The organism is Janthinobacterium sp. BJB446 (genome assembly GCF_002735655.1).
GTDB classification, from domain to species: domain Bacteria; phylum Pseudomonadota; class Gammaproteobacteria; order Burkholderiales; family Burkholderiaceae_D; genus Janthinobacterium; species Janthinobacterium lividum.
Genome location: NZ_PDZK01000001.1, coordinates 3,296,627 through 3,320,447, shown reverse-complemented (window position 1 = coordinate 3,320,447; position 23,821 = coordinate 3,296,627). Strand labels below are relative to the sequence as shown.

Annotated in this window: 19 protein-coding genes; 8 read left to right on the top strand and 11 right to left on the bottom strand. The window is 62.3% G+C overall.

Annotated features, from left to right (window positions below):
- Positions 1–24: 24 nt before the first annotated feature.
- The 5 genes from CSQ92_RS14630 to CSQ92_RS14610 all read right to left on the bottom strand — a co-directional run bounded on the left by CSQ92_RS14630 (position 25) and on the right by CSQ92_RS14610 (position 4,649).
- Positions 25–2,307, bottom strand: a complete 2,283-nt coding sequence (locus tag CSQ92_RS14630) for a RelA/SpoT family protein (RefSeq protein WP_034787076.1) — start codon at positions 2,305–2,307, stop codon at positions 25–27.
- A gap of 81 nt (positions 2,308–2,388) precedes the next feature.
- A complete protein-coding gene (gene rpoZ / locus CSQ92_RS14625; protein ID WP_010400723.1) occupies positions 2,389–2,592 on the bottom strand; it encodes a DNA-directed RNA polymerase subunit omega in 204 nt (67 codons plus the stop codon).
- A 59-nt stretch (positions 2,593–2,651) separates the two neighbouring features.
- Positions 2,652–3,290 carry a guanylate kinase gene (gene gmk / locus CSQ92_RS14620; protein WP_080753685.1) on the bottom strand — a complete coding sequence of 213 codons (639 nt, stop codon included), beginning with the start codon at positions 3,288–3,290 and terminating at the stop codon, positions 2,652–2,654.
- Between the two features lie 138 nt (positions 3,291–3,428).
- Positions 3,429–3,755 (bottom strand): hypothetical protein, encoded by a 327-nt coding sequence (locus CSQ92_RS14615; protein ID WP_099394439.1) that lies wholly within the window; start codon positions 3,753–3,755, stop codon positions 3,429–3,431.
- 3 nt (positions 3,756–3,758) lie between these two features.
- Positions 3,759–4,649: a YicC/YloC family endoribonuclease gene (locus CSQ92_RS14610; protein ID WP_034787070.1), complete on the bottom strand. Its 891-nt coding sequence runs from the start codon at positions 4,647–4,649 to the stop codon at positions 3,759–3,761.
- A 301-nt stretch (positions 4,650–4,950) separates the two neighbouring features.
- Here CSQ92_RS14610 and rph point away from each other — a divergent pair, with 301 nt between their 5' ends.
- The 3 genes from rph to hemW all read left to right on the top strand — a co-directional run bounded on the left by rph (position 4,951) and on the right by hemW (position 7,673).
- Entirely contained in the window at positions 4,951–5,679 is a 729-nt protein-coding gene (gene rph / locus CSQ92_RS14605) for a ribonuclease PH (protein WP_034787067.1), read from the top strand.
- A gap of 138 nt (positions 5,680–5,817) precedes the next feature.
- The gene (rdgB, locus tag CSQ92_RS14600; RefSeq protein WP_099394438.1) at positions 5,818–6,402 is read left to right on the top strand and encodes an RdgB/HAM1 family non-canonical purine NTP pyrophosphatase; all 585 of its coding nucleotides are present in this window, start codon (positions 5,818–5,820) and stop codon (positions 6,400–6,402) included.
- Positions 6,399–7,673, top strand: coding sequence for a radical SAM family heme chaperone HemW (hemW, locus tag CSQ92_RS14595; protein WP_099394437.1), 1,275 nt, complete (start codon positions 6,399–6,401; stop codon positions 7,671–7,673). Before rdgB ends, hemW begins: the two co-directional genes overlap by 4 nt.
- Before the next feature lie 6 nt (positions 7,674–7,679).
- Here hemW and CSQ92_RS14590 read toward each other — a convergent pair whose 3' ends face one another.
- The 3 genes from CSQ92_RS14590 to CSQ92_RS14580 all read right to left on the bottom strand — a co-directional run bounded on the left by CSQ92_RS14590 (position 7,680) and on the right by CSQ92_RS14580 (position 11,930).
- Entirely contained in the window at positions 7,680–8,867 is a 1,188-nt protein-coding gene (locus CSQ92_RS14590; protein WP_099394436.1) for a tetratricopeptide repeat protein, read from the bottom strand.
- 130 nt (positions 8,868–8,997) lie between these two features.
- Positions 8,998–10,716, bottom strand: coding sequence for a methyl-accepting chemotaxis protein (locus tag CSQ92_RS14585; protein ID WP_099394435.1), 1,719 nt, complete (start codon positions 10,714–10,716; stop codon positions 8,998–9,000).
- A 122-nt stretch (positions 10,717–10,838) separates the two neighbouring features.
- A complete protein-coding gene (locus tag CSQ92_RS14580) occupies positions 10,839–11,930 on the bottom strand; it encodes a patatin-like phospholipase family protein (protein ID WP_099394434.1) in 1,092 nt (363 codons plus the stop codon).
- Positions 11,931–12,090: 160 nt separating this feature from the next.
- On the opposite strand from CSQ92_RS14580, the gene CSQ92_RS14575 reads away from it, so the two are divergent.
- On the top strand, positions 12,091–12,948 hold the full coding sequence (locus CSQ92_RS14575; RefSeq protein WP_143450366.1) for a hypothetical protein: 858 nt from the start codon (positions 12,091–12,093) through the stop codon (positions 12,946–12,948).
- A gap of 229 nt (positions 12,949–13,177) precedes the next feature.
- Here the strand turns inward: CSQ92_RS14575 and tal are convergent, their stop codons facing one another.
- Complete coding sequence (tal, locus tag CSQ92_RS14570) at positions 13,178–14,113, bottom strand: transaldolase (protein WP_034787048.1); 936 nt, start codon at positions 14,111–14,113, stop codon at positions 13,178–13,180.
- Positions 14,114–14,320: 207 nt separating this feature from the next.
- Between tal and CSQ92_RS14565 the strand changes: the two genes are divergently transcribed.
- The 4 genes from CSQ92_RS14565 to CSQ92_RS14550 are packed head-to-tail and all read left to right on the top strand — an operon-like array spanning position 14,321 to position 20,783.
- The gene (locus tag CSQ92_RS14565; RefSeq protein WP_257219216.1) at positions 14,321–17,119 is read left to right on the top strand and encodes a type VI secretion system Vgr family protein; all 2,799 of its coding nucleotides are present in this window, start codon (positions 14,321–14,323) and stop codon (positions 17,117–17,119) included.
- Between the two features lie 33 nt (positions 17,120–17,152).
- Positions 17,153–18,064 (top strand): DUF4123 domain-containing protein, encoded by a 912-nt coding sequence (locus CSQ92_RS14560; protein WP_143450365.1) that lies wholly within the window; start codon positions 17,153–17,155, stop codon positions 18,062–18,064.
- The gene (locus CSQ92_RS14555; RefSeq protein WP_180277012.1) at positions 18,061–18,684 is read left to right on the top strand and encodes a DUF3304 domain-containing protein; all 624 of its coding nucleotides are present in this window, start codon (positions 18,061–18,063) and stop codon (positions 18,682–18,684) included. Before CSQ92_RS14560 ends, CSQ92_RS14555 begins: the two co-directional genes overlap by 4 nt.
- On the top strand, positions 18,681–20,783 hold the full coding sequence (locus CSQ92_RS14550; RefSeq protein ID WP_099394429.1) for a T6SS phospholipase effector Tle1-like catalytic domain-containing protein: 2,103 nt from the start codon (positions 18,681–18,683) through the stop codon (positions 20,781–20,783). Before CSQ92_RS14555 ends, CSQ92_RS14550 begins: the two co-directional genes overlap by 4 nt.
- A gap of 179 nt (positions 20,784–20,962) precedes the next feature.
- Here CSQ92_RS14550 and CSQ92_RS14545 read toward each other — a convergent pair whose 3' ends face one another.
- The gene (locus CSQ92_RS14545; RefSeq protein ID WP_034750862.1) at positions 20,963–21,817 is read right to left on the bottom strand and encodes an SIS domain-containing protein; all 855 of its coding nucleotides are present in this window, start codon (positions 21,815–21,817) and stop codon (positions 20,963–20,965) included.
- A 211-nt stretch (positions 21,818–22,028) separates the two neighbouring features.
- Positions 22,029–23,501 carry a glucose-6-phosphate dehydrogenase gene (gene zwf, locus CSQ92_RS14540; RefSeq protein ID WP_070260463.1) on the bottom strand — a complete coding sequence of 491 codons (1,473 nt, stop codon included), beginning with the start codon at positions 23,499–23,501 and terminating at the stop codon, positions 22,029–22,031.
- Between the last annotated feature and the right edge of the window lie 320 nt (positions 23,502–23,821).

Genomic DNA, 23,821 nt, shown 5'->3' with positions numbered 1-23,821 from the left:
CGACCCCAGTCTTCGCTTTGGGTTTTAGTTACGTTCGCGCAGGATGCGGTTGACCCCGGCGACGCGGCGCACATTGCGCAGCAGGGCGGCCAGGTGGACCCTGTCCTTGACTTGCACGGTGAAGCGCAGCTGGTCGAGGACGTTGTCCTTGTCTTCGTCCATGCCGACATAGATGATGTTGGCGTCGGACTCGCCGATTTCGGCGGCCACGCGGGCGAGGATGCCCCGTTCGCTGTTGATCAGCACCTTGATGCGGCAGTCGAAGCGACGGTTCAGTTCGGTTCCCCAGCGCACGGCGATCCAGCGGTCCGGTTCCTTGGCGCGCTGGCGCTTCGCTTGCGAGCAGTCGCTCGTGTGTACCAGCAGCCCCTGGTCGCGGCGTAGCTGGCCGATGATCTGGTCGCCCGGGATCGGCAGGCAGCATGGCGCCAGCTGTACCGAAACGCCTTCGCTGCCGCAGATGGTGACGGGGTCGAGCTCGCTGCCGCTATTGTGTTCCACCGGCATGCTTGCCGCTTCGCCGCCGATCAGGCCGAAGATATGGCGCGCCACCAGGGTGGCCATGCGCTTGCCGATGCCGATGTCCGCGTACAGCTCGTCCATGGAATTGGCGCTCGATTCGTTGAGCAGGCGTTCGATCAATGGCGCCGGCAGGTCGGCGTCGATGTTCAGGGTGTGCAGCGCCTGCGACAGCAATTGCTGGCCCAGGGCGATCGATTCGGGCAGGTTGATCGTGCGTAAATGGTGGCGGATGGCCGAACGGGCCTTGCCTGTACGCACGAATGACAGCCAGGTCGGGCTGGGGCGCGACGAGGAATCGGTGATGATCTCGACAATGTCGCCATTGTGCAACTCGGTGCGCAGGGGCGAGGTTTCGTTGTTGATCTTGACGGCCACGGTCTGGTCGCCGATGCCCGTATGGATCGAGTAGGCGAAGTCGATGGCCGTAGCGCCGCGCGGCAGGGCGATGATCTTCGACTTCGGCGTAAATACGTAGACGGAATCGGGGAACAGGTCGACCTTGACGTGTTCGAGGAATTCGGCCGAGTCGCCCGTCTGCTGCTGGATGTCGAGCAAGGATTGCAGCCACGCATGGGTGCGCTGCTGCAGATCGGACGGGTTCGATTCGCCGCTCTTGTACAGCCAGTGCGCCGCTACGCCGGATTCGGCCGTGCGGTGCATTTCCTGGGTGCGGATCTGGAATTCGACGGGCGTGCCGTAGGGGCCGATGACGGTCGTGTGCAGCGACTGGTAGCCGTTCAGCTTGCGGATCGCGATGTAATCCTTGAACTTGCCCGGCATGGGCTTGTACAGGCTGTGCAGGGTGCCCAGGGTCACGTAACAGTCGGCAAAGCTGCCGACCACCACGCGGAAGCCGTACACGTCCAGCACTTGCGAGAACGACAAATGCTTGCTGCGCATCTTCTTATAGATGTCGTACAGGGTCTTTTCGCGGCCCGTGACGTCGGCCTCGAGCTCGGCCATGGACAAGGTGCTTTTCACCGCTTCCATGATCTTGTTGACCACTTCGCGCCGGTTGCCGCGCGCCGCCTTGACGGCTTTCGCCAGGGTGCGGTAGCGCATCGGGTACAGGTGGGAGAACGACAAGTCCTGCAGCTCGTGGTAAATATTGTTCAGACCGAGGCGGTGCGCGATCGGCACGTACACTTCCATGGTCTCGCTGGCGATGCGGCGTTTTTTTGCCGCCGTCATGAAATCCAGCGTGCGCATATTGTGCAGGCGGTCGGCCAGCTTGATGAGGATCACGCGCACGTCGGACGCCATGGCCAGCAGCATCTTGCGGAAGTTTTCCGCCTGCGCTTCGATCTGGCTCTGGAATTCGATCTTTTCCAGCTTCGACAGGCCGTCGACCAGGTGCGCCACGGGTGCGCCGAAGCGCTCGATCAATTCATCCTTCTTGACGTCCTGGTCTTCCATCACGTCATGCAGCAGGGCGGCCATGATGGCTTGCGCGTCGAGCTTCCAGTCGGCGCAGATTTCGGCGACGGCGATCGGATGCGAGATATACGGCTCGCCCGAGCGGCGCATCTGGCCCAGGTGCATTTCGTCGGAGAAGCGGTAGGCTTCCTTGACTTTTTTCAGGTCGGCAGGGGAAAGGTATTCGGCCAGCTTGTCGGCCAGGTGGCTGACGGAGGCCACGCCCAAGGCGGGCGCTGGCGGTGCTGCGGGGGTGTTGCTGCCGGACGTGCCGGTGCCGGGCGCGGAAGCGCCCTGCGATTTTGCCGCCTGGCGCGAGGCCAGGGACGGCAGTGCTGCGGAAGTCGTGTCGGCTGGGGTCAGACTCATAAAACGTCGCGTTGCTTCACAGTGTGAATAAAGGATACGGTAGAACCAGGGGTCAGCACTGTTCCGGCACGCGGCTTCCCACTACATCGGGACCTTTTTCAGCATTTCGATGCCGACTTTACCGGCAGCGATTTCACGCAGTGCGACAACGGTAGGCTTGTCCTTGGCTTCCACCTTTGGGGTGTGGCCTTGCAACAACTGACGTGCGCGATAAGTCGCAGCCAGGGTCAGCTGAAAACGGTTAGGGATCTGCTTCAGGCAATCTTCGATTGTGATACGGGCCATAGTAACTCCTAAATTTTATGCGTGGTGCGGGGCGCTGTGTGAACTGGCGTGCAGACTAATTACTCTGCGTGCAGGCCCAGCTGGGCGAATAGCGATGCGTTGCGGGCCGCTTGTTGCGCAAACCGGCAACGGGCCGCTCTCACGATCGCGCTCAGTTCGGACAAAGCGACCGTAAACTCTTCATTGATAATAACATACTCGAACTCGGGAGCGTGTGCGATTTCGCCGCCAGCCGCCAGCAGGCGGCGCGTGATCACGTGCGGCTCGTCCTGGCCGCGCTTGTTCAAGCGTTCTTCCAGCGCATCGATCGATGGCGGCAGGATGAAAATGCCGGCCGCGCGGGGGAATTGCTTGCGCACCTGGCGCGCGCCTTGCCAGTCGATTTCCAGCAGGATGTCGGTGCCGGCGGCCATTTGCTGTTCCACCATGATGCGCGAGGTACCGTAGTAATTGCCATGGACTTCCGCCCATTCCAGGAATTCGCCCTGGTCGGCGCGCGCGACAAAGTCTTCCGCCGTCGTGAAATAGTACTCGCGGCCGTGCTGCTCGCCCGGACGGGGGGCGCGCGTGGTGGTCGAGATCGACAATTTGATGCCGGGCTCTTGCGCCAGCAATGCATTGACCAGTGTCGATTTGCCGGCGCCCGATGGCGCGGCGACCACGAACAGGCTGCCGGAGAAGGCGGTAGGGTGGCTCATGCGGATCTTTCCATATGCGTGTGATGGCGGCGTTTGCGCTTGCACGGGCGCCGCCCAATCCGGTATTTTACCAAGAGGCAAGGCGGCGAGCCAGCCCCCGCTGGCGACATGGTAAAAAATCAAGCTGGCCGGGGCGTTTCAGCGGGGCAGCCGTCCCAGCGTGATTTCGCCCGTGTTCAGGATGATGGCCCGGCCATTCACATCTGTACAGTCGCGGTTGCTGATGCGCACGACCGTGCTGTCGACCGACACTTCCGCGCCCAGGCTGCTGCGCGAGCAGATGCGGTAGGAGGCGGCATCGGCGCCCGTGTAGATGGATGCACCGCGCTCCTTGAGGACAACACAGCCGGCCGTGCAGCTTTCGATCGCATATGGCGACGGCAACTGCGCCGTTTGCGCCTGCGCTCCGGCTGCCAGCAGCGCCAGGGCGCTGGCGCCGAGTATCCAGATGCGGTGTGCGCGCATAGCTTACTCCAGGTTCTGCACTTGTTCGCGCATCTGCTCGATCAGCAGCTTCAAGTCCATCGAGGCGTCGGCCAGTTCCTTGACGGACGCCTTGGCGCCCAGCGTATTGGCTTCGCGATTCAGTTCCTGCATCATGAAGTCGAGGCGCTTGCCCACTTGCCCGCCCTTGGTGAGGATGTGGCGCGTTTCGCCCAGGTGGGCCGACAGGCGTGCCAGTTCTTCCGACACGTCGATGCGGATGCCGTACAGGATGACTTCCTGGCGGATGCGTTCCATGGCGTCCTGGCGCGACAGGGCCGAATTCGAGCCCTGGCTGGCCAGGCCCAGCGCATCCTGCATGCGTTCGATGGCTTTTTGCTGGAAGGCCGCCACCACTTGCGGTATCAATGGCGTGATGCGCTTGACGATGGCTTCCATCGCTTCGATGCGCGACACCAGCACCGCTTCGAGCGCCGCGCCTTCGCGCTTGCGGCTGTCGACGAAGGCCGCCACGGTGCGCTTGGTCAGCGCGCCCACGTCCGCCTGCAGGGATTCCTGCCCCACTTGCGCTTCTTCGATGATGCCAGGCCAGCGCAACAGTTCGGCCACCGTCATGACGGGGGCGGAGACAAAATGCTGGCCTACTTCGTTTTGCAGGCGCGCCAGTTCGGCCAGCAGGGGCAGGTTCAGGGCCTGCGTGCCTGCCGTCGCGGCCTTGCGGCCAAAGCTCAGGCGTACCTCGACTTTGCCGCGCGTGATGGCGGACATGACAGCGGCGCGCAAGTCTGGCTCCAGGGCCCGCAGATCGTCGTTGATCCGGAATTGCAGGTCGAGAAAGCGCGAGTTGACGCTCTTGATTTCAATTGTCAGTGTGCCTGCAGCACCTTCGCTGGTGGCAACCGCGTAGCCTGTCATGCTTGAAATGCTCAAAGGATTCCCCGATTTGATCTTGTATACAGTCACTTATACACTTAATCAGCCAGCGCAGGCAATACCGCCCGCGCCGCAAAACAGGACCGAAGAGCACGATGGCCTGAAAATTGCTGAATAGTGTGCGTTTTACGGCATTGTAAAGAAAATTGTGTTTGGCGGGGCAGGATTGTAGGGATCATGTGTGCGCCGCCTGCCATTGCGTCTTGTGCTGTTGCATGACTGCAAATAGACGGGCGCGCGGTGGTAAAATCGCTGCCGCAACCCCAATCACACAGGACATCCCATGACATTTGAATCCCGCCCGAGCGGCCGCGCCGTCGACGCGCTGCGCGCCATCCGCATCACCCGCCAGTACACCAAGCATGCCGAAGGCTCGGTGCTGATCGAGTGCGGCGACACCAAGGTCATCTGCACCGCCAGCATCGAAGACAAGGTGCCGGGTTTCCTGAAAGGCAAGGGCCAGGGCTGGTTGACGGCCGAGTACGGCATGCTGCCACGCTCGACGCACACGCGCATGGACCGCGAAGCGGCGCGCGGCAAGCAGTCCGGCCGCACGCAGGAAATCCAGCGCCTGATCGGCCGCTCGCTGCGCGCCGCCTTCGATTTGCAGGCGTTCGGCGAGCGCACCCTGCACCTCGATTGCGACGTCATCCAGGCCGATGGCGGCACCCGCACGGCCTCGATCACGGGCGCCATGGTGGCCGCGTATGACGCGTTTTCCCAGTTGCAGGCACGCGGCGCGATTGCCGCCATTCCCGTGAAAAGCTTTGTGGCCGCCATCTCGGTCGGCGTCTACCAGGGCATGCCGGTGCTGGACCTGGACTACGTGGAAGACTCGGGCTGCGACACGGACATGAACGTGGTCATGACGGAAGCGGGCCACTTCATCGAAGTGCAGGGCACGGCCGAAGGCGCCGCGTTCGACCGCGCCGGCATGAACCGCTTGCTGGACCTGGCGCAGGGCGGCATCGCCGACCTGATCGCCCTGCAGAAGCAGGCATTGGGGATCTGATCTTTACATAGATTTACATCCTCTGGCCCGCCGCGCCGGGCAAAAAGCCCACAGCTGCCGCTTTTTGCGGCAGCGGCAGGCCAGGGTGAGGGGCGCGCAAAAGGTTTACAATGTCGGCACTTCAACCGGACTACTGACATGACCCAACGCCTCATCCTCGCCTCCAACAACGCCGGCAAGCTCAAGGAATTCAACGAGCTGCTCTCGACCATCGGTTTTTCCGTCCACGCCCAGGGCGAGTACGCCGTGCCGGAAAGCGACGAACCATTCCACACCTTCGTTGAAAACGCTCTGCAAAAGGCGCGCCACGCGTCGCGCCTGACGGGCTTGCCGGCGCTGGCCGACGATTCGGGCGTGTGCGTCAATGCGCTCGGTGGCGCGCCGGGCGTGTATTCGGCCCGCTATGCGGGCGAGCCGAAATCGGATGCGGCCAACAGCGCGAAGCTGATCGCCGACCTGGAATCGCATGCCGACAAGTCCGCGTACTACTACTGCGTGCTGGTGTATGTGCGCCATGCGGACGACCCGCAGCCGGTGATCGCCGACGGCCGCTGGAATGGCGAGATGATTGCTACGCCGCGCGGCAACGGCGGCTTCGGCTACGATCCGCATTTCTTCCTCCCCGCGCTGGGCAAGTGCGCGGCCGAATTGACATCCGATGAAAAGAACGCGCTGTCGCACCGTGGCCAGGCCCTGCGCGCGCTGGTGGAAAAGCTGCGATGATCCCGATCAAACTGGTGGGCGCCGTTGCCAAATCCGCAGCGAAACCCGGAGCCTCGCCCGCGCCGCAGGAAGGCATTTCCGGCGCGGCCGGGGCGGCCCTGAAATACCTGCAGCCGGGCGCGCTGAACCTGACGGCACTGCCGCCGCTGTCGCTGTACATCCATTTCCCGTGGTGCGTGAAAAAATGCCCGTACTGCGATTTCAATTCGCACGAGGTGCGCGGCGACTTGCCGGAAGGGGAATACCTGGCGGCCCTGCGGCTGGACCTGGAAATGGCGCTGCCGCTGATCTGGGGCCGCAAGATCCACACCATCTTCATCGGCGGCGGCACGCCCAGCCTGATGTCGGCGGCGGGCCTGGACCGGCTGATGTCGGACGTGCGCACCTTGCTGCCATTGGAGCCCGACTGCGAAATCACCATGGAAGCCAATCCGGGTACCTTTGAAGCGGAAAAATTCAAGTCCTACCGGGCCAGCGGCATCAACCGCCTGTCGATCGGCATCCAGAGCTTCAATGGCCGCCACCTGCAGGCGCTGGGGCGTATCCACGACGACAACGAGGCGCGCCGCGCGGTGGAGATCGCGCACGCCAATTTCGACAATTTCAACCTCGACCTGATGTACGCGCTGCCCACGCAAACCCTGGCCGAGGCGCAGCAGGACCTGGAAACGGCGCTGTCGTTCGCGCCGCCGCACCTGTCGCTGTACCACCTGACGCTCGAACCCAATACGCTGTTCGCCAAGTATCCGCCCGTGCTGCCGGACGACGACGAGAGCGCCGACATCGCCGACATGGTGGCCGCGCGCGCCGCGCAGGCCGGTTACGGCCGCTATGAAGTGTCGGCCTATGCGCAGCCGGGCCGCCAGGCTAAGCACAACCGCAATTACTGGGAATTCGGCGACTACCTGGGCATCGGCGCGGGCGCCCACTCGAAGATCTCGTTCCCGCACCGCGTGCTGCGCCAGGCCCGCTACAAGCAGCCGCGCGCCTACATGGACGCGGTACTGGCCGGTAAGCCGGTGCAGGAAGAGCGCGAACTGGCGCGCGAGGAGATGGGTTTCGAGTTCATGCTCAATACCCTGCGCCTGACGCAGGGCTTTACACCGAACCTGTTCGCCGAGCGCACGGGCCTGGCCATCAACGCCATCGAGCAGCCGCTGAACGCGGCCGAAGCGAAAGGCTTGCTGTACCGCGACCACCAGGTCATCCGCCCGACGGAACTGGGGTTGTGCTTCCTGAACGATCTGCAGCAGATGTTCCTGGAAGACTGACGCGGCCTAATGCGCGGTGGCGGCGCGCAGGCGCTGCAGCTTCGCCGCGTACAGCCCGTGCTCGCTGCGCGTGGTGCTGTTGTCCATCGCCAGTTCCAGCTGCCGGCCCGCCTGCGAGAGTTGTCCCATGCGCGCATATGCCTGCGCCAGCCAGAAGTGGAATTCATGGTAGTAGGGATCGCGCGCGATCTCGCGCTTGAACAGACGCGCCGCTTCCTGGTAGTCGGCGGCCTCCATGGCGCGCTGGCCCAGGTTGAAGAAGTGGAACGGAGGTTCCGGCTGCAGGGCCAGCAATTTTCTCCGTAGCAGCTGCGCTTCGTTCGTTCGTCCCAGGCCGTCGAGTGCCTGCGCCAGGTTCGACAGCAGCACGGTATTCGATGGCGAGCGTTCCAGTGCGTAAGCGAGCGTGCGCCGCGCCGGTTCTGTGTCGCCGTGGCGCAGCTGGATGATGCCCAGCGTATTGAAAGCGCCCGCAAACGTGGGGTCTTGCAGGATGGCGGCGCGCGCATACCAGTAGGCTTGATCGAGCTCGCCGCTGGCCATGGTTTCGGCGGCGCGATTGTTGAGGTACATGGCCAGGATGGTCGCCTCGCTGATTTGCAGCGTGCGCTGGCCGGCAAGGTCTTCGCCAGGCAGGAAGTCGATGAGCATGATGGCGTCGGCCTCGTAGCCGACGGTATTGCCGGCGGCACGGCGTTCCAGCGCGAGGTTGACGTGGCCGGCGACGAAATACATGCCGCCGCTGCGGCTCCAGCTCTCTTCTCCCAGAACCAGCTGGTAGTGCACATTGAGTCCCATTTCCTTGGCCAGCGCGGCCGTCATCAGCACCAGCGACAGGCAATTGCCGCTGCGCGCATCGAACGCCTGTGCCGCCGTGCGCGTCATGGCGGCATCATATTCAAGCTGCAGCCCGGCCCTGTTGCGCAAGGCATCGGCCAGCGCGCGGCGGGGATTCTTGCTGCGCCCCTCGCGCGCGATATCGACGCGCACATACTGCCGCATGGCGTCGCTCATGGCAAACGCCTGCCGCGGGTCGACCGGCACGGCCGGCGCGGCAAAGCTGGCATCGTTGAAAAGGTTGGGCGGAGGCGGGGTGGCGGGTGCCGTGGCGCAGCCGGCAAGGGCTGCACACAGCAGCAAGGGGGACAGGAGGCCCAGGCGCAGTTGTGCGCTGACGCGGCGGATACATTTCATGTTCGTGCTCCCGCAGAACGATGTCAGGCGCAACACGTATTGCTGCCGGTGGTGCGCCCTGCCACCTGAAACAAGTATCCTCGCGCGCCACGGCGCTGTCAAACCCTTTTGACTGGCCCTGTTGCCAGTCTTAAAACTCTTCCCAATCCTGCTCGCCAGCCACCTGCGCCTGGGGCTTGCGCGCAGCAGGCGCGCTCCTGGCCGCGATGGCTGGCTGCCTGGCGGCGGCGCTCCTGGCCGCCGGCTTGGCCAGCTGGGTGGGCGCCGGCCGCGCGCTGCGTACCGGCGCCTTTGTCGCCATGTGTTCGAGCTGGAAGCCGGCCGCCACCTGCGCCAGGCGCGCGGCCTGGTCCTGCATGCTTTCGGCCGCTGCCGCCGCTTCCTCCACCAGGGCCGCATTTTGCTGCGTCACCTGGTCCATCTGCGCGATGGCCTGGTTGACCTGGTCGATGCCCATGCTCTGCTCGGCGCTGGCGGCAGTGATCTCGGCCATGATGTCGGTGACGCGGCGTACGCTGTCGACCACTTCGTTCATGGTGCTGCCGGCCTGATGTACCAGCCGCGTGCCATTGTTGACCTGTTCCACCGAGTCGCCGATCAGGGTCTTGATTTCGCGCGCCGCCGCGGCCGAGCGTTGCGCCAGGCTGCGCACTTCCGTGGCGACGACGGCAAAGCCGCGCCCCTGCTCGCCGGCGCGCGCCGCTTCGACGGCTGCGTTCAAGGCCAGGATATTCGTCTGGAAGGCGATGCCGTCGATGACGCCGATGATGTCGACGATTTTCGTCGATGCCGTATCGATGGCGCCCATGGTGTCGACCACCTGGCTGACGATGCTGCCGCCCCGTTCGGCCACGCCGGAAGCGGCCACCGCCATCTGGTTGGCCTGGCGAGCATTGTCCGCATTCTGCTTGACGGTGCTGGTCAGTTCTTCCATCGACGACGCCGTCTCTTCCAGCGAACTGGCTTGCTGCTCCGTGCGCGCAGACAGATCCTGGTTGCCGGCGGCGATTTCGCCGGAGGCCGTGGCAATTGCATTGGTGCCCGTCTGCACTTCCGACACCACCTTGCGCAGCGCTTCGTTCATGCCGTGCAGCGCGCGCATCAGGTCGCCGATTTCATCGCTGGCGGGCGTGCCGAAATGCGTGCGCAAGTCGCCGTCGGCCACCGTTTCAGCCACCTTCACGGCGGCCTTCAATGGCTGCGTGATCGAGCGCGTGATCAGCCAGGCACAGACGCTGCCCAGCGCCACCACCAGTGCGCACAAGGTCAGCAGCAGGGTGAAGCTGCGCCCGTTGGCTTCCTCGATCGCTTGCGCCGTGGCGTCGATGGCCTGGCGCTGCTGCGACAGCAGGGCCTTGACGTTGTTCTGGTACTTGGCTGCGGCCGGCGCGAAGCTGTCGCGGTAGGCGCTTTCCGCCTGCGCCGCGTTGCCGGCCTTGCGCGCATTCATTACCAGGGTCTTGGCATCCTGGTACTTGACGCGTTCGGCGATGGACGACTTGAAGATGGCTTTTTCTTCATCGCTGTCGAGCAGCGTCTCGATCTTCTTCAGCAGTTCGCTGCCCTGTTTCGTGCTGTCGGCGATGGTGTCGGCAAACACGCTCGACAAGGTTTCATCCGTGCTTTTGGCGATCATCGAGGTACGCGCGATGGCCGAGTAGATCAGCACGTACCAGTCCGATACCAGGCGTTCCTTGGCCAGCGGTTTTTCCATCATTTGCCGCGTCGCTTCGGCATTCACATGGGCGCTGTACAGCGCGTACGAGGTGGAGATCACGGACAGCAGCAGCACCAGCGCGAAGCCTGCAGCCAGGCGCGTGCCGATACGAAGGTGGGAGAGGGCGTGCATGGTTGAAACTCCTGTCGCAGAGGGATTGAAGGTTGCCTGTGCGACATAGTATGCACTGATAAGTGACCAATAGGCGAGGGAAAAGCGCGCTTGTCTTTGCGCGTGTTGCAGTCTCGCCCTTGCTATAGGTCGAGCGCCTGGCGCAGGTCCGGCTGCTCGGCCCAGCGGGCGAAGGCGGCCGCCATGCGCTCGCTTTCCGCGATGGCGCGGCGCCAGTCGCGCATGCGCGCCGCGTGGTCCTGCCCGTAATGGGGGAAGTCGCGCCGGTCCGGCAGTTTGCCATTCGGCAAGCTGGCCACGAAGGCGGGCGAGGGCGAGACGAGGATCATGTTGTCGAGTGCGCTATCGCCGCTGCGCGCGCGGCGCCAGGGCATGGCCTTGTCCAGCCAGCCCGGCACGATATGGTCGGCAAAATGCGGGTACAGCACCAGGTCCGGTTCGCGCTGGTAGGGCAGGTGCAGATGGTAGTCGACCAGGCCGCCGTCCCAGTAGCGCCCGGGCGGCGCGCCGGCGATGTCCGTCACGGCGTCGAGCACCAGCGGGATGGAGCCGGAGGCCAGCAGTGCGTCGCGCAGGTTCTCTTGCGCCAGGGGCACGAAATGCGAATGAAAGGCGTCGAAGCGCGAGCGCAGCCAGCTGGCGCCGTCCGGCCCCGCATGGAACACCGCGCGTTCCAGCGAGGCGGCCAGGTGCGCCCGCGCCACGGCATTGCCGGCGGCGGCCAGCAGGAAGCCGCGCCGGTCGCGCCATTTGCCCGGCTGCGCCAGCGCGCCGATGCCGCGCACGGCCAGCACCGACAGGCTATGGCGCTCGTGCCGCAGCAGCTGCGCATCCTGGCCATCGAGGACCGCGTCGAGCAGGGCGCGGCAGGTGCGGCTGACGTGCGCCGCATCGGGCTTGTCGGGATAGCGCTGGCCCACGTATTCGCGCACCAGGCGGCGCTGCGCGGCCACCGGGTCGGGGAACACGGCGGCGGCCATGCGCCAGGCGCCGATCGAGGCGCCGACGAAATGGCGCGGGCGCGGCGCCTGGGCCAGGAAGTCGCCGAACAGCCAGCAATCGAGCTGGTGCAGGATCAAGCCTTTTGGCCCGCCTGCGGCAGCAGGGACGATGGCGACGTCAAGCGCGCGCAAGCCGTTGTCGGCGATGCGCGCCCGGGCGCGGCGGCCCAGGCGGATGGTGATGGCGGACGAAGCAGGCAGGGGGAAGGACATGCGCGTGGCGGCTGGTGGCGATTGCCTATTGTAGCGTCATGCCGCGCCAAAGGAGGGTGGCAGGCGTGCGACAGTTGAGAGGAAAAAGCAATATTATTTGAAAACTAAAGATGCTTTGCAAGCGTGCCGTCCTTGCCTTTTTTTGACTGATAAGAGATACATGAAAAAACCAATCTGCGCTTCCTTCCTTGTTCTGCCAGTCTTGCTGGCTGCCACCCTCAGTGCCTGCGGCGGCGGCTCTTCCTCCTCCGATGCCCAGGTTGCCGTGAATCCGGCCCAGCCAGTCAATCCAGCCGCCCCGGTGACGCCGGTCACCCCGCTGCCCGCCGGCAGCGACACGGGCAGCGTCAGCGCGCCGTTTGCGAAGGGACTGAGCCCGCGCTACCTGCTGCTGGCCGTTGCCAATCAGGCCTACGGTACCTTGGGCAGCGTGGCGCAAGACAGTTCCGGCGCCCTGAGCGAGATATCGGGCGCCAGCTTCAGCGGCACACCCGCCATCACGCGCGACATCAGCGGCGACGCGGCATTTGCGCAGGGGCGCTGGTTCACCGGCACCATCACGCGCAGCAGCGGCAGCACTGTCATGAGCGGCAACAATGCCAGCGCCCATTACAGCGTCTACAACACGGTGGCGGCCTTGCCCTTCACCGGCGCCTTCCAATGCGATGCGGGCAAGTTCACGGCACCCAGCTATACGGGCGGCAGCAGCGTGCAGCAGGATGGCTATTTCGGCACGGCCAGCGGCAGCGCCACCTTGTCCTTCGGCGCGGCGGGCGCCGCACTGGCCATGACGGTCGATGCCACGGCTGGCGGCAGCACCGGCAAGGCCAGCGGCACCGGCACGATCAATACGCCGGACATGACGGTCATCAGCGGTGGCTTCCTGGGCGGCAGCTCGGGCATGCTGCTGGCGCTGGGTGACGGCGGCACGGGAACCTATCTCGTCACGGGAGGCTACAAGGTGGTCATGGCGAATGGCGCCAATTACCAGGGCGTGGCCACCTTCCGCTGTTCCTGATCACGCGGGCATGAAAAAAGCGGCGCCGTGCATTGCACGGGCGCCGCTTTTTTTTATGCACGTCGTGCCTAGAGCCTATCCCGGTAGATGAATACATCCCCCGCTGGCGCGCCTCAGAAGCGGGGACTGCGTTGATCGTCGTCGCGTGGCTCGCCACGCGTCCTCCTCACGCCTTGTCCGCGCTCCTGATGTGCTGCCAGCAGAAGACGCTCCCTACCGGGATAGGCTCTTAGCGCAGTGCCGAGATCATCTGTTTCAGCTTGCCGGAATCGACGCAGAAGGCGCGGATGCCTTCTGCCAGTTTTTCCGTCGCCATCGCGTCTTCATTCATCATGAAGCGGAAGGCTTCCTCGTTCAGCGACATTTGCACGATGTTGGTCGATGGCGCCGCTTCGGCGCTCAGCTTGCGCTCCACCGGCGCATCGCTGTCGGCCAGCTTTTGCAGCAGGTCGGGGCTGATGGTGAGCAGGTCGCAGCCGGCCAGTTCGAGGATTTGCGACGTGTTGCGGAAGCTCGCGCCCATCACCTCCGTCTTGTAGCCGAACTTGCGGTAGTAGTTGTAGATGCGGCGGACCGATTGCACGCCCGGATCTTCCGCGCCCATGTAGTCGATACCCGTCGATTTCTTGTACCAGTCGTAGATGCGGCCGACGAACGGAGAAATGAGCTGCGCGCCCGCTTCGGCGCAGGCGATGGCCTGGGCCAGCGAGAACAGCAGGGTCATGTTGCAGCGGATGCCTTCCTTTTCCAGGATGGCGGCGGCGCGGATGCCTTCCCAGGTGGAAGCGATCTTGATCAGCACGCGCTCGCGTGGAATGCCGGCGTTCGAATACAGGGCGATCAGGTCGCGGCCCTTGGCGACGGTACCTTCCGTGTCGAACGACAGGCGCGCATCGACTTCGGTGGAGACGCGGCCGGGGATGGTTTGCAGGATTTCCACGCCAAACGCGATCAGCAGGCGGTCGATGATTTCGGCTGTGGAGGCGTTCGGATGGTCGCGCACGGCCTTTTCCAGCAGCGGCTTGTATTCATCCTTTTGCACGGCCTTCAGGATCAGCGACGGATTCGTCGTCGCATCGCGCGGCGTGTAAGCCTGGATCGATTGGAAGTCGCCGGTGTCGGCCACCACGGTAGTAAATTGCTTCAGTTGTTCGAGTTGGTTCATGGCTGCACGGGAAAGAGTGAATGGGCTTGCCGGAGTATTGTACCGAATCCGTTGCATCAAGCATCGACTATTGTCCTCCCCGTGCGCTACTTGCTCAATTGAATCTTGCTTTTTTGAGAACTCGCGCATAATTGCCTGGACTTGTTTATTTTGCACACTGTTCTGATAAGCAATGTGCGATGCCACACTCCAGATGAAGAGCATCTTTTGACACAAGATATCGTTAGCGCAGTGGCCGCCTTCAACGGCGCGGCCCGCCTGTATGCATTGGCTATCGGTGACGATGGCCAGGACAGCAGCTTGCTGGTCGAAGCCTTTGCCGCCGACGAAGGGCTGCAGGAGGTCGGCGCGCGCGACATCATTGCCTTGTCCACCAGCGCCCATGTTGCGCTGGCGTCCCTGCTGGGCCAGCCGGCCAGCCTGCATATCAGCCTGGCGGACGGCACGCGCACGCAGTTTTCCGGCTACATCAGCGAAGCGGCCATGCTGGGCAGCAATGGCGGCCTGGCGCGCTACCGGCTGCGCATCACGCCTTGGTTGTTTCTGCTGACGCAGGTGCGTAACAGCCGCGTCTGGCAAGATCGGAGCGTGACGGCCATCGTCGACGAGGTATTGCAGGCGTATGCGCCATATGCGCTGTGGCGCTGGAGCGACGAGGTCGCATCTTTCATGCAGGATGCAGGCGAACGCAACTATTGCTGCCAGTACCGCGAATCCGATTTCGATTTCGTGCGCCGCCTGCTGACGGAAGAGGGCATCGCCTGGCGCTTCGAGGCGCACACACTGGTCCTGTTTGCCGATAGTAGCCAGCCCTGCGCCACGCCCGAGGACGCCAGCAGCGCGCAGGCGGGCGGGCTGCGCTTTCATGGCGCGCGCGTCGGCGAGCCGGGAGACAGCGTGCAAGCCTTGAGCGCGCGGCGCAGCCTGCAGGTGGGCCTGAGCAGCGTGCTCAGCTATGACTACAAGGCGAAAAAGGCCGTGACCGCCAGCGTGCCGGCCAACATCGCGCTTGGCGGCAAGAACGCGCCGGTGCTGGAAAGCTACGACACACCGGGCCAGTACTGGTATGCCAGCGCCGCCCAGGCGCAGCGCTACGCGCAGTTGCAGATGCAAGCCCATGAAGCGCGCGCCCAGCTGTGGCAGGCGCGTTCGACCGTGCGCACCCTGCGCGCCGGCACGCGTTTTACCCTGACGCAGGGACCGTTGCAGCCAGCCGATGGGGCGGCGCCCGAGTATGTCGTGCTGCGCGTGGCCAGCATCGGCGTCAACAACCTGCCGGCGCCGGCCCTGGAGGGATTGGCGGAACTGTTCGGCCCGATACCGGAATTGCTGGAAGAAACCGTGGCGGAGTGGGGCGCAGGATTTTCCGATGTCGCTGCCGCGATCGCCCAGGCGCAAACCAGCGGTTACGCCAACTGCATCGAGATGATCACCGCAAGCACGCCGTGGCGTCCGGTGCATGACAGTAACGATGCGCGCCAGCACGCCACGCCGACCGCCCTGGGCAGCCAGAGCGCCATCGTCGTCGGCGCCGATGGCAATGACGCGGCCAGCGGCGCCGATGAAATTTACTGCGACAGGCTGGGCCGGGTGCGTATCCGCTTCCACTGGCAACAGGAAACGGGCGCGACTTGCTGGGTGCGCGTGGCGCAGCGCGCGGCCGGCGGCGGCATGGGCAGCCAGTTCCTGCCGCGCATCGGCCAGGAAGTGCTGGTGCAATTCCTGGAAAACGATATCGACCGGCCCGTCATCATCGGCGCGCTGTACAACGGGCAGGGCGAGGGCGGCACCGCAGCCACGCCGGGCGGTATTGCGCGCGATCAAAACGACGCTGGCGTTTTCCAGCCGGCACACGATCACGCGGTAGCCGGCCAGGGCAATCTGGCGGGCGGCAACAGTCCCTTGTGGCATGGCGCCGCAGGCGCCAGCGCGGCGCATCGGAATGCCAGCGCGCAATGGGGCATCCGCAGCAAGGAGTTCGGCAAGGCGGGCGGCATGGCCGGTTACAACCAGTTGCTGTTCGACGACAGCGACCAGCAGGGACGCATCCAGCTGAAAAGCAGCCATGCGGCCAGCGAACTGAGCCTGGGGCATCTGATCCACGGTGCCGACAATTACCGTGGCAGCCTGCGCGGCGCCGGCGCCGAATTGCGCACCGATGCATATGGCGCAGTGCGCGCCAGGGCGGGCTTGCTGATCACCAGTTATGTGCTCAAGCACGAGGCTGCGCAACGCGATCCGGCCGGCGACAATGCCGGCGGCATCGCGCTATTGAAGCAGGCAGTGATGCTGGGCGATACCTTCAGCGCTGCCGCCAAGACGCATGAAACGGTCGCCTACGCCAGCCATGTGGGCGTCACCGCACCGAATGCCAGCGAACTCGACGAGCAGGCGGCGCCCCTGAAAGCCATGCAGGCCAGCGTGGCGGGCATGCACGAACAATTGCCGCACACCAAGGACTCGCTGATCGCGATTGCCGCCAAGGCTGACCTGGGCCTGATCGCCGGGCAGGACTTGCAACTGGCCAATGGCGAGAGCGTCGTCCTGATGAGCGGGCAAGACACGCAATGGAGCAGCGGCGGCCAGTGGCGCCTGCACACGGGCCAGGCCATCGGCATGTTGGGCGGCGCCGTCAAGGCCGGGGAGGGGGATGCCGGGGTGCAGCTGATCGCCGCCCAGGGCATCATCGACGCACAGGCGCAAGGCGATACCTTGCGGCTCCAGGCGCGCGACGAGGTCAATGTCATCAGCGCCAACGCGCATGTCGACTGGGCGGCGGCGAAAAGCATCCGCCTGTCGACGGCGGGCGGGGCCAACATCACCATCGAGGGCGGGAATATCACCATCCAGTGTCCTGGCAAGATCACCGTGTTTGCAGGCAAGAAGAGTTTTGTCGGGCCGACACGGCTGGCTTATCCATTGCCCAGATTTTCTCGTTCCATATGCAAACGATGCAGGCTTAACGCCGCCGAATCAGGTTCTCCTTTTTCCATGGTGGAAGAGTGAATAGCCAAAACAACGTTAGAGGAGCATGACTAAGTGGGTATCAATATGTTTCCCTCTGACTGGAAGGTGTCATTGCACACGCGATTGCAGGCGTTTCGACGTCAGTTTCCCGAGGCGTATATTTATGCGCTGATCGATGGCGTTTTTGACGAGTCGTGTTATCCATTGCTTAAGCGTGCCCGGCACCTGCGATATGAGGCGTTGTTTGCAGGTACGCCATGTGCTGATGAAGAAACGTTGACAGTTTCTCCGCTGCTGGTTGAGTTTTACGATGCAGGTCGCTTTACTTGGGAACGGCTGCTTGAGAAAGCCAATGGTCATCCGGCGCTCAGCCTGATTGTCACGCCGGAGCCGTTGCAACAACTGGCAGCCCGTTTGGCGCCATGGTGCATCGTCGATGCGGCAGACTATACGGTGGCATTGTCGTTTGCCGATACCCGCATTTTGCCGCAACTTTTCAAGACCTTGACGGCGCAGCAGCTGGGCCAGTTTTGCGGGCCGGCACACCATTGGCAGTATGTCACGCGCAAAGGTGACTGGGATGATTTGATCTTGCCTGCAGAAGCGCTTCCGGCGGCAGTTGACATATCGTTAAGCGAGCAGCAATGCGCTCAACTGATGCGCGCAGCGGAAGGCGACGGTATCCTGTTCCAGGTGCGCGCGACCAGCCCTCGCTTGTTAGAGCCCCATGCTGCAGAACAGGCCCATGCCCTGGTCGAATATTGGCTGGGTTGTGCCGATCATGCGCGGCTCGAAACACCGCCAGATCGATTGGACGTATGCATATTTGGCCTCGAAAACCCAGGTCTGCAAGCGCGGCCGCAACTTGCGTCCTGGCTCGCAGAACCTGCCCGGGCACAAACGCCAGATTCATTGTTTGAACGATGGATGGCAGAGCAATCCTCTGTCGATGTGCCGACCTTATCAGTGGAGACAAAGTCATGATTATCTTGTTCAGGCAGTGGCTGTGGCGAGGTGTCTTGCTGGCCGCATGTTTACCCGGCGTCGCCATGGCCGCGAGTATTCAGGCGTTGAATTATTCTTCGCGCGAGGTCAATTATATTGCGGTTGAAAATCCGGGCAATACCAACAGCGGCGGCGGTGGCGATTCGATCCGTCCATATGGGCAGGGCGGATCGATATGCTGTTTCAGCGTGCCTGAAAAGTGGCATGCGGATTTGAAGGTGGTGGTGGTCTATCAGTTGTCCCCGGACCCGACCTTTCATCGCGAGACGGTCAGCATTCCGCCTTATCAGGATGGGAAGGGCGGTGATATCTGGCTGATCGTCTATGAAGATGGCAGCGTGGGAGCTGTGGCGTCGCATTACGGACCGAGCCGGCCGGAGTGGCCGGGGAAAATCAAGGGGTATCCGGTGCCAACGAAGGAGTATCGGGACGAGCGTCGTAAGGCAAAAATAGAATTGGAAAAAAAATGGTTAGATACAATGGAAAAAGGATTGGAGCGTAATAGTCATAAGATGACGGCTGCTGAAGTTGATGAATTAAAGGATGTAATTGAGTATAAGAAGAAACTCATCCAGAGCCTTGAGGGAATGCATCCATGACTGCATTTTTGGCCACTATTTATTCTGCTGAGAAAAATGAACCAGCAGATTCAGCTAAATTTTTTGATGATGAGACAGAACTAAAAATATTAGGTGATTTAGTCAGGAAAAGGGAATGCCCCACCCCGGGATTCCCCCCATCATGCGATGCGAATCTATTTTTCGGTTTCTTCTTCGATGGCACCAATAACAATATGAAACGGGATCTGGCTTTTCATTCGCATAGTAATGTGGCGCGCCTGTATCATGCTTTTCCAGGTGATAAAGATACGCATGGCAGCGAGGCGTGGCCGGACTTGGATGCAAAATACCACAAGAGTTACTTTCGTACCTACGTTCCCGGAGTGGGAACACGTTTCGACGAGGTTGGTGATACGGGAGAGGGATTTAGCGCTCTCACCAGCGACCGTGCGCGTGGCCTGGCCTTTGCCTACAAGGGAGAAAATCGCATCATCTGGGCATTGGTGGAAGCACTCAATAATGTGCACAGATATTATACCGATGCTCCTCTGGTGGACGATAAGTCCTTTAAAAAGGACTTCAATACGCTCAGTTTGCCCAGCAAAGTGCAGCCTTCAGAGGCGCTGGTGAACGCTTTCACGCAGGCTCTGCAAAAGTTGCACAGCAATTTGCGGCCATTTGTGCCAACCGATGCGCCGGCGAAAAGCGTCAATAAAGGCAAGGTGCTCAATATCTTCGTGTCGATGTTCGGTTTCTCGCGTGGCGCGGCCGAAGCGCGCTCGTTTGCCAACTGGTTCATCTGGTTATGCAAGCTCGATGCGCAACTGACCGCTAGCAAGGGCGTCAAGGCTCGCCAGTTAAGTATTGGCACTATCGAGGTGATCTTCGACTTTATGGGCCTGTTCGATACCGTCGCTTCGGTTGGCTTGGCGGCTTCAGTGCCCCTCCCGAACAGGATGGTGGATGGACATGGCGGCTGGGCCGACGCCGAAGTGTCGCTCAGAATACCCACATCACCGGGGCCAAGCAAGTGCCTGCATCTGGTGTCGGCGCATGAAGTACGCCGGTCTTTTCCCTTGGACTCCGTTGCTCACCTGGGCAATATTCCCCCTAATTGCACGGAAATTGTTTTTCCTGGCGTTCATTCGGATATCGGGGGCGGCTATTTGCCGCGAGAACAAGGGCGCGGCACAGATCCCAGCGGAGGCGACTTGATGTCGCGCATTACGTTGGCCACGATGTATCGGGCTGCCCGCCTGGCCGGGGTGCCGCTGAAGCTGGAAGAGGCCAGTGAAGCGACGAAGCGGGCCTTTCGCATCGATCCGCGCACAATAGCCACTTTCAATGCGTATATCGGCTTTTGCCATGCGCAGCAAGGCGCCGAGCCATCATTGCGGCTACATAGGGTCATGGAATTCCAGCACATGCTGTACATACAGTGGCGCAAGAAAATGCTAGGCAAGATGGGAGATTTACCGAATGTCAAGAATCTGGCAACAAGCTATAAAAGCGGGAAATTCGATTTTACTGATCTCACTATGGCGGACAAGGAGCTTGAAGAAGAGGTTGCGAGCTTTGAAAAATGGCGCGCCAATCAGCGCACGACCAGCAGTAGAGGGCGGCCCCGTAATCCTGAATGGGAAGCTATCGCCGAATTTTGGGACAAGCCAGTACCACCCGCGGAAGTAAACAATTTTTTTGAACAATTCGTGCATGACTCGCGCGCGTGGTTCAAGCCGTTGGGGAAAGACATTCCCGACTTGTGGTACGCGCTGGAATTGCTTGTGGCTCAGGAAGAGCGAGCCCGTGACTGGGAGAACGGACCGAATGCCGACCCTGGGAAACCCAATCCCTATAGCTTGAGCAATAAGGAAAAGGAGCAATTGCTGCGATACAAAGCTGTCAAAGGCACTGAAAATGAAATGGATGCGATCGAGCCGGACAAGGGCGGACGCGAGAACAGACTCCTGGGAGGTGGCTACTTGCGTTTCCGGTCAATTTACATGGGATCGGATACCTTCAAGCCGTCGGGCGCTCAGTATGCGGGCATGCTACCTGTTTTGCACAAGGAACAGCGCGGTATCGCGGTGGCCCATCACAGATCTGCCGATGCAGTGGAGCAAGCGAAGACGGCGTAAGTCAGGCTAAGTCATTGAGCTACCCGTGCGGCCCGGCGGAGTTTGACAAATTTCCCTAAGTGACACCGCCTTCGCCGGGGGCAGTTTTGCAGGCAAGAAATTGAAAATCCCTTCTATGGCATTCCCCGCAAGCGTCACAGGGAATGACGGATGGGCAACCGGCTGGCGCCGGCATGGAATCAGCCGATGAAGGAATCGAACTGCATGTCGAATTCCTGCAGCGCCTTCTGTGCATTCTGCATCTTCTTGCGGAACTCCGGGCCCCGTTGCAGGGCCAGGCCCACGGCCAGCACGTCGATCACCACTAGGTAGGCCAGGCGGGCGGAAATCGGTGTGTAGGGGTCGGTATTGAAGACCAGGTCGATCGGGATCAGCACGGTCGCCAGGTCGGCCAGCGGCGTGCCCGATGGGGCCAGCACGACGACGTCGGCGCCGCCGCGGCGCGCCAGTTTCACGGAGCGGACCAGGGCGGGGCTGTTGCCGCGCTGCGAGATGGCCACCAGGCAGTCGCCGCCGCGCAGCAGGGCCGCCGCGATGCTGTGGATGTTCGGGTCGCTGTAGGCCACCGTCGGCACGCCCGAGCGGAAGAACTTGTGCTGCGCGTCGGCCGCCACGATGCCCGACGTGCCCTGGCCATAGAATTCGATCTTGCTGGCGCGCGACAGGATGTCGAGCGCGCGCTGGATCGCTTCCGGGTTCAGGTTGTTGCGCAGGTCGAGCAGGGTGTTGATCGAACGGCTGCAGATTTTATTTACCAGGTCGGCCGCCAGGTCGTCCTGCGCCGGCTGTTCGTTTGCGCCCGGCATGGCCAGGGCCAGGCCCTGCGCCAGCTTCAGCTTGAATTCATGCCAGCCGTCATAGCCCAGGGTGCGGCAAAAGCGCACCACGGTCGGTTCCGACACCTGCGCGCTTTTCGCCAGCGCCGTGATGTTCTGGCTGACCGTCTGGTTGGGCTGGTCAAGCACGGCCAGCGCGACCTTTTTCTCCGACTTGGAGAGCGAATCGAGCTGGGTGCGGATGGAGTCAAGCAGCATTAAATTAGTCTTCTATCTTCTGGCAGGGGTGGAGCAGGGGTTTCGTGGAGCACTGCTCCACGCCTGCGTAACGGTCTGGCCTTGCAAGGCCAGACTCCTTGCGCTTCCAAACTAGTCTTCAGGCAGGGGTGAAGCAGGAGTTTCGTGGAGCACCGCTCCACGCCTGCGTAACGGTCTGGCCTTGCAAGGCCAGACTCCTTGCGCTTCCAAACTAGTCTTCAGGAAGCGCCTCTTCACGCCACTGCAAGCCATCGCGGCCGATCAGGGCGCTGGCGGCTGCGGGGCCCCAAGTGCCGGCCGTGTACGGAATCGGCGCGCTGTCGTTCTGTTCCCAGTTGTCGAGAATCGGCTCGACCCATTCCCAGGCCGCTTCCAGTTCGTCGCCGCGCATGAACAGGGTCAGCTGGCCGCGCAGGACGTCGAGCAGCAAACGCTCGTAGGCGTCCATGCGCGGGGTCTTGAACGATTCGCGGAAATCGAGTTCCAGTTCCGCCGGTTTCAAGCGCATGCCGTCGCCCGGGGTTTTCGCCATCAGGTTCATGCGCAAGCCTTCGTCCGGCTGCAAACGGATCACCAGGCAGTTCGGCTGGAAGCTCGACGTGGGCTGGTTGAAGATCGAGTGCGGGATCTGCTTGAAGCGCACGACGATCTCGGCCAGGCTGTCGGCCATGCGCTTGCCCGTGCGCAGGTAGAACGGCACGCCGGCCCAGCGCCAGGTATCGATTTCCGCCTTCAGCGCAACGAATGTTTCGGTGCGCGAATGTTCCGGCGCATCCGGCTCGTCGCGGTAGCTCGGCACGGTGGCGCCGTCGACGTGGCCGGCGCGGTACTGGCCGCGCACGATGTTCTGCGCCAGGGTGGTGGGCGTGAATTTTTTCAGCGAGCGCAGCACTTGCAGCTTTTCATCGCGCACGGCGTCCGGCGCGATCGAGGTCGGCGGTTCCATGGCGACGATGCACAGCAGTTGCAGCAAGTGGTTTTGCAGCATGTCGCGCAGCGCGCCCGAGGTGTCGTAGTAACCCATGCGGTTGCCCACGCCCAGTTTCTCGGCGATGGTGATCTGCACGTCGGAAATCCATTCGCGGCGCCACAGCGGTTCGAACAGGATATTGCCGAAGCGCAGGGCCAGCAAGTTCTGCACGGTTTCCTTGCCCAGGTAATGGTCGATACGGTAGATCTGCGATTCCTGGAAAACCTTGCCCACTTCGGCATTGATCTGCTTGGCGCTGGCCAGGTCGCGGCCCAGCGGCTTTTCCAGCACCACGCGCGAATTCGGCGTCACCAGGCCGTTGTCTTCCAGGTTGTCGCAGATGAGAGCGAACAGATGCGGCGGCGTCGCCAGGTAATACACGCGCGTCAGGTCGGCATCGCCGCGCAGCGCTTCGACCAGCGGCGCGTACGTGGCCGCATCGCTGGCGTTGAGCGACACATACACGATGCGCGCGCAGAATTTGCTCCAGGTGGCGGCATTCAGGGTGCTGGCCTTGATGTGGGGACGCGAGTTGCTTTCCACCATTTTCAGGAAGGCATCCTGGCCGCTATCCTGGCGGCCCACGCAGATGATGCGCGCCGTCGGCGGCAAATCGTTCGCGACGTCGCGCGCATACATTGCAGGCAACAATTTGCGCATTGCTAAATCGCCGCTGCCGCCAAACAGGACCAGGTCAAAATCGGTAAGTGCCATAAGTGAGTGTCGTCGCAAAAGTAAAAGGGCCGGAGCGGGGAGGAAGCCGACCGGAAGTGCCAGTCTGTCGCTACTATAATCGGTGGTGTAAATTTACTACGTAGAACAGGCAATTGCAAGAAATTTTACTACATTCCAGCCCCTGCCGTCGCCATTTTGCCCCGTATGCCCGCCAGCGGCGCCGGCATGGCCATTATATGCCGTTCGCCGGCGCCGGCGCGGTGTCCTGCTTTTCATAGCCTTTTCAAAGCAACCATGGTTGCCAGGGAAATTTCTAGTTCTCTCCGTCATCATTTGCGCTGTAGCAACAAGCAAATCAA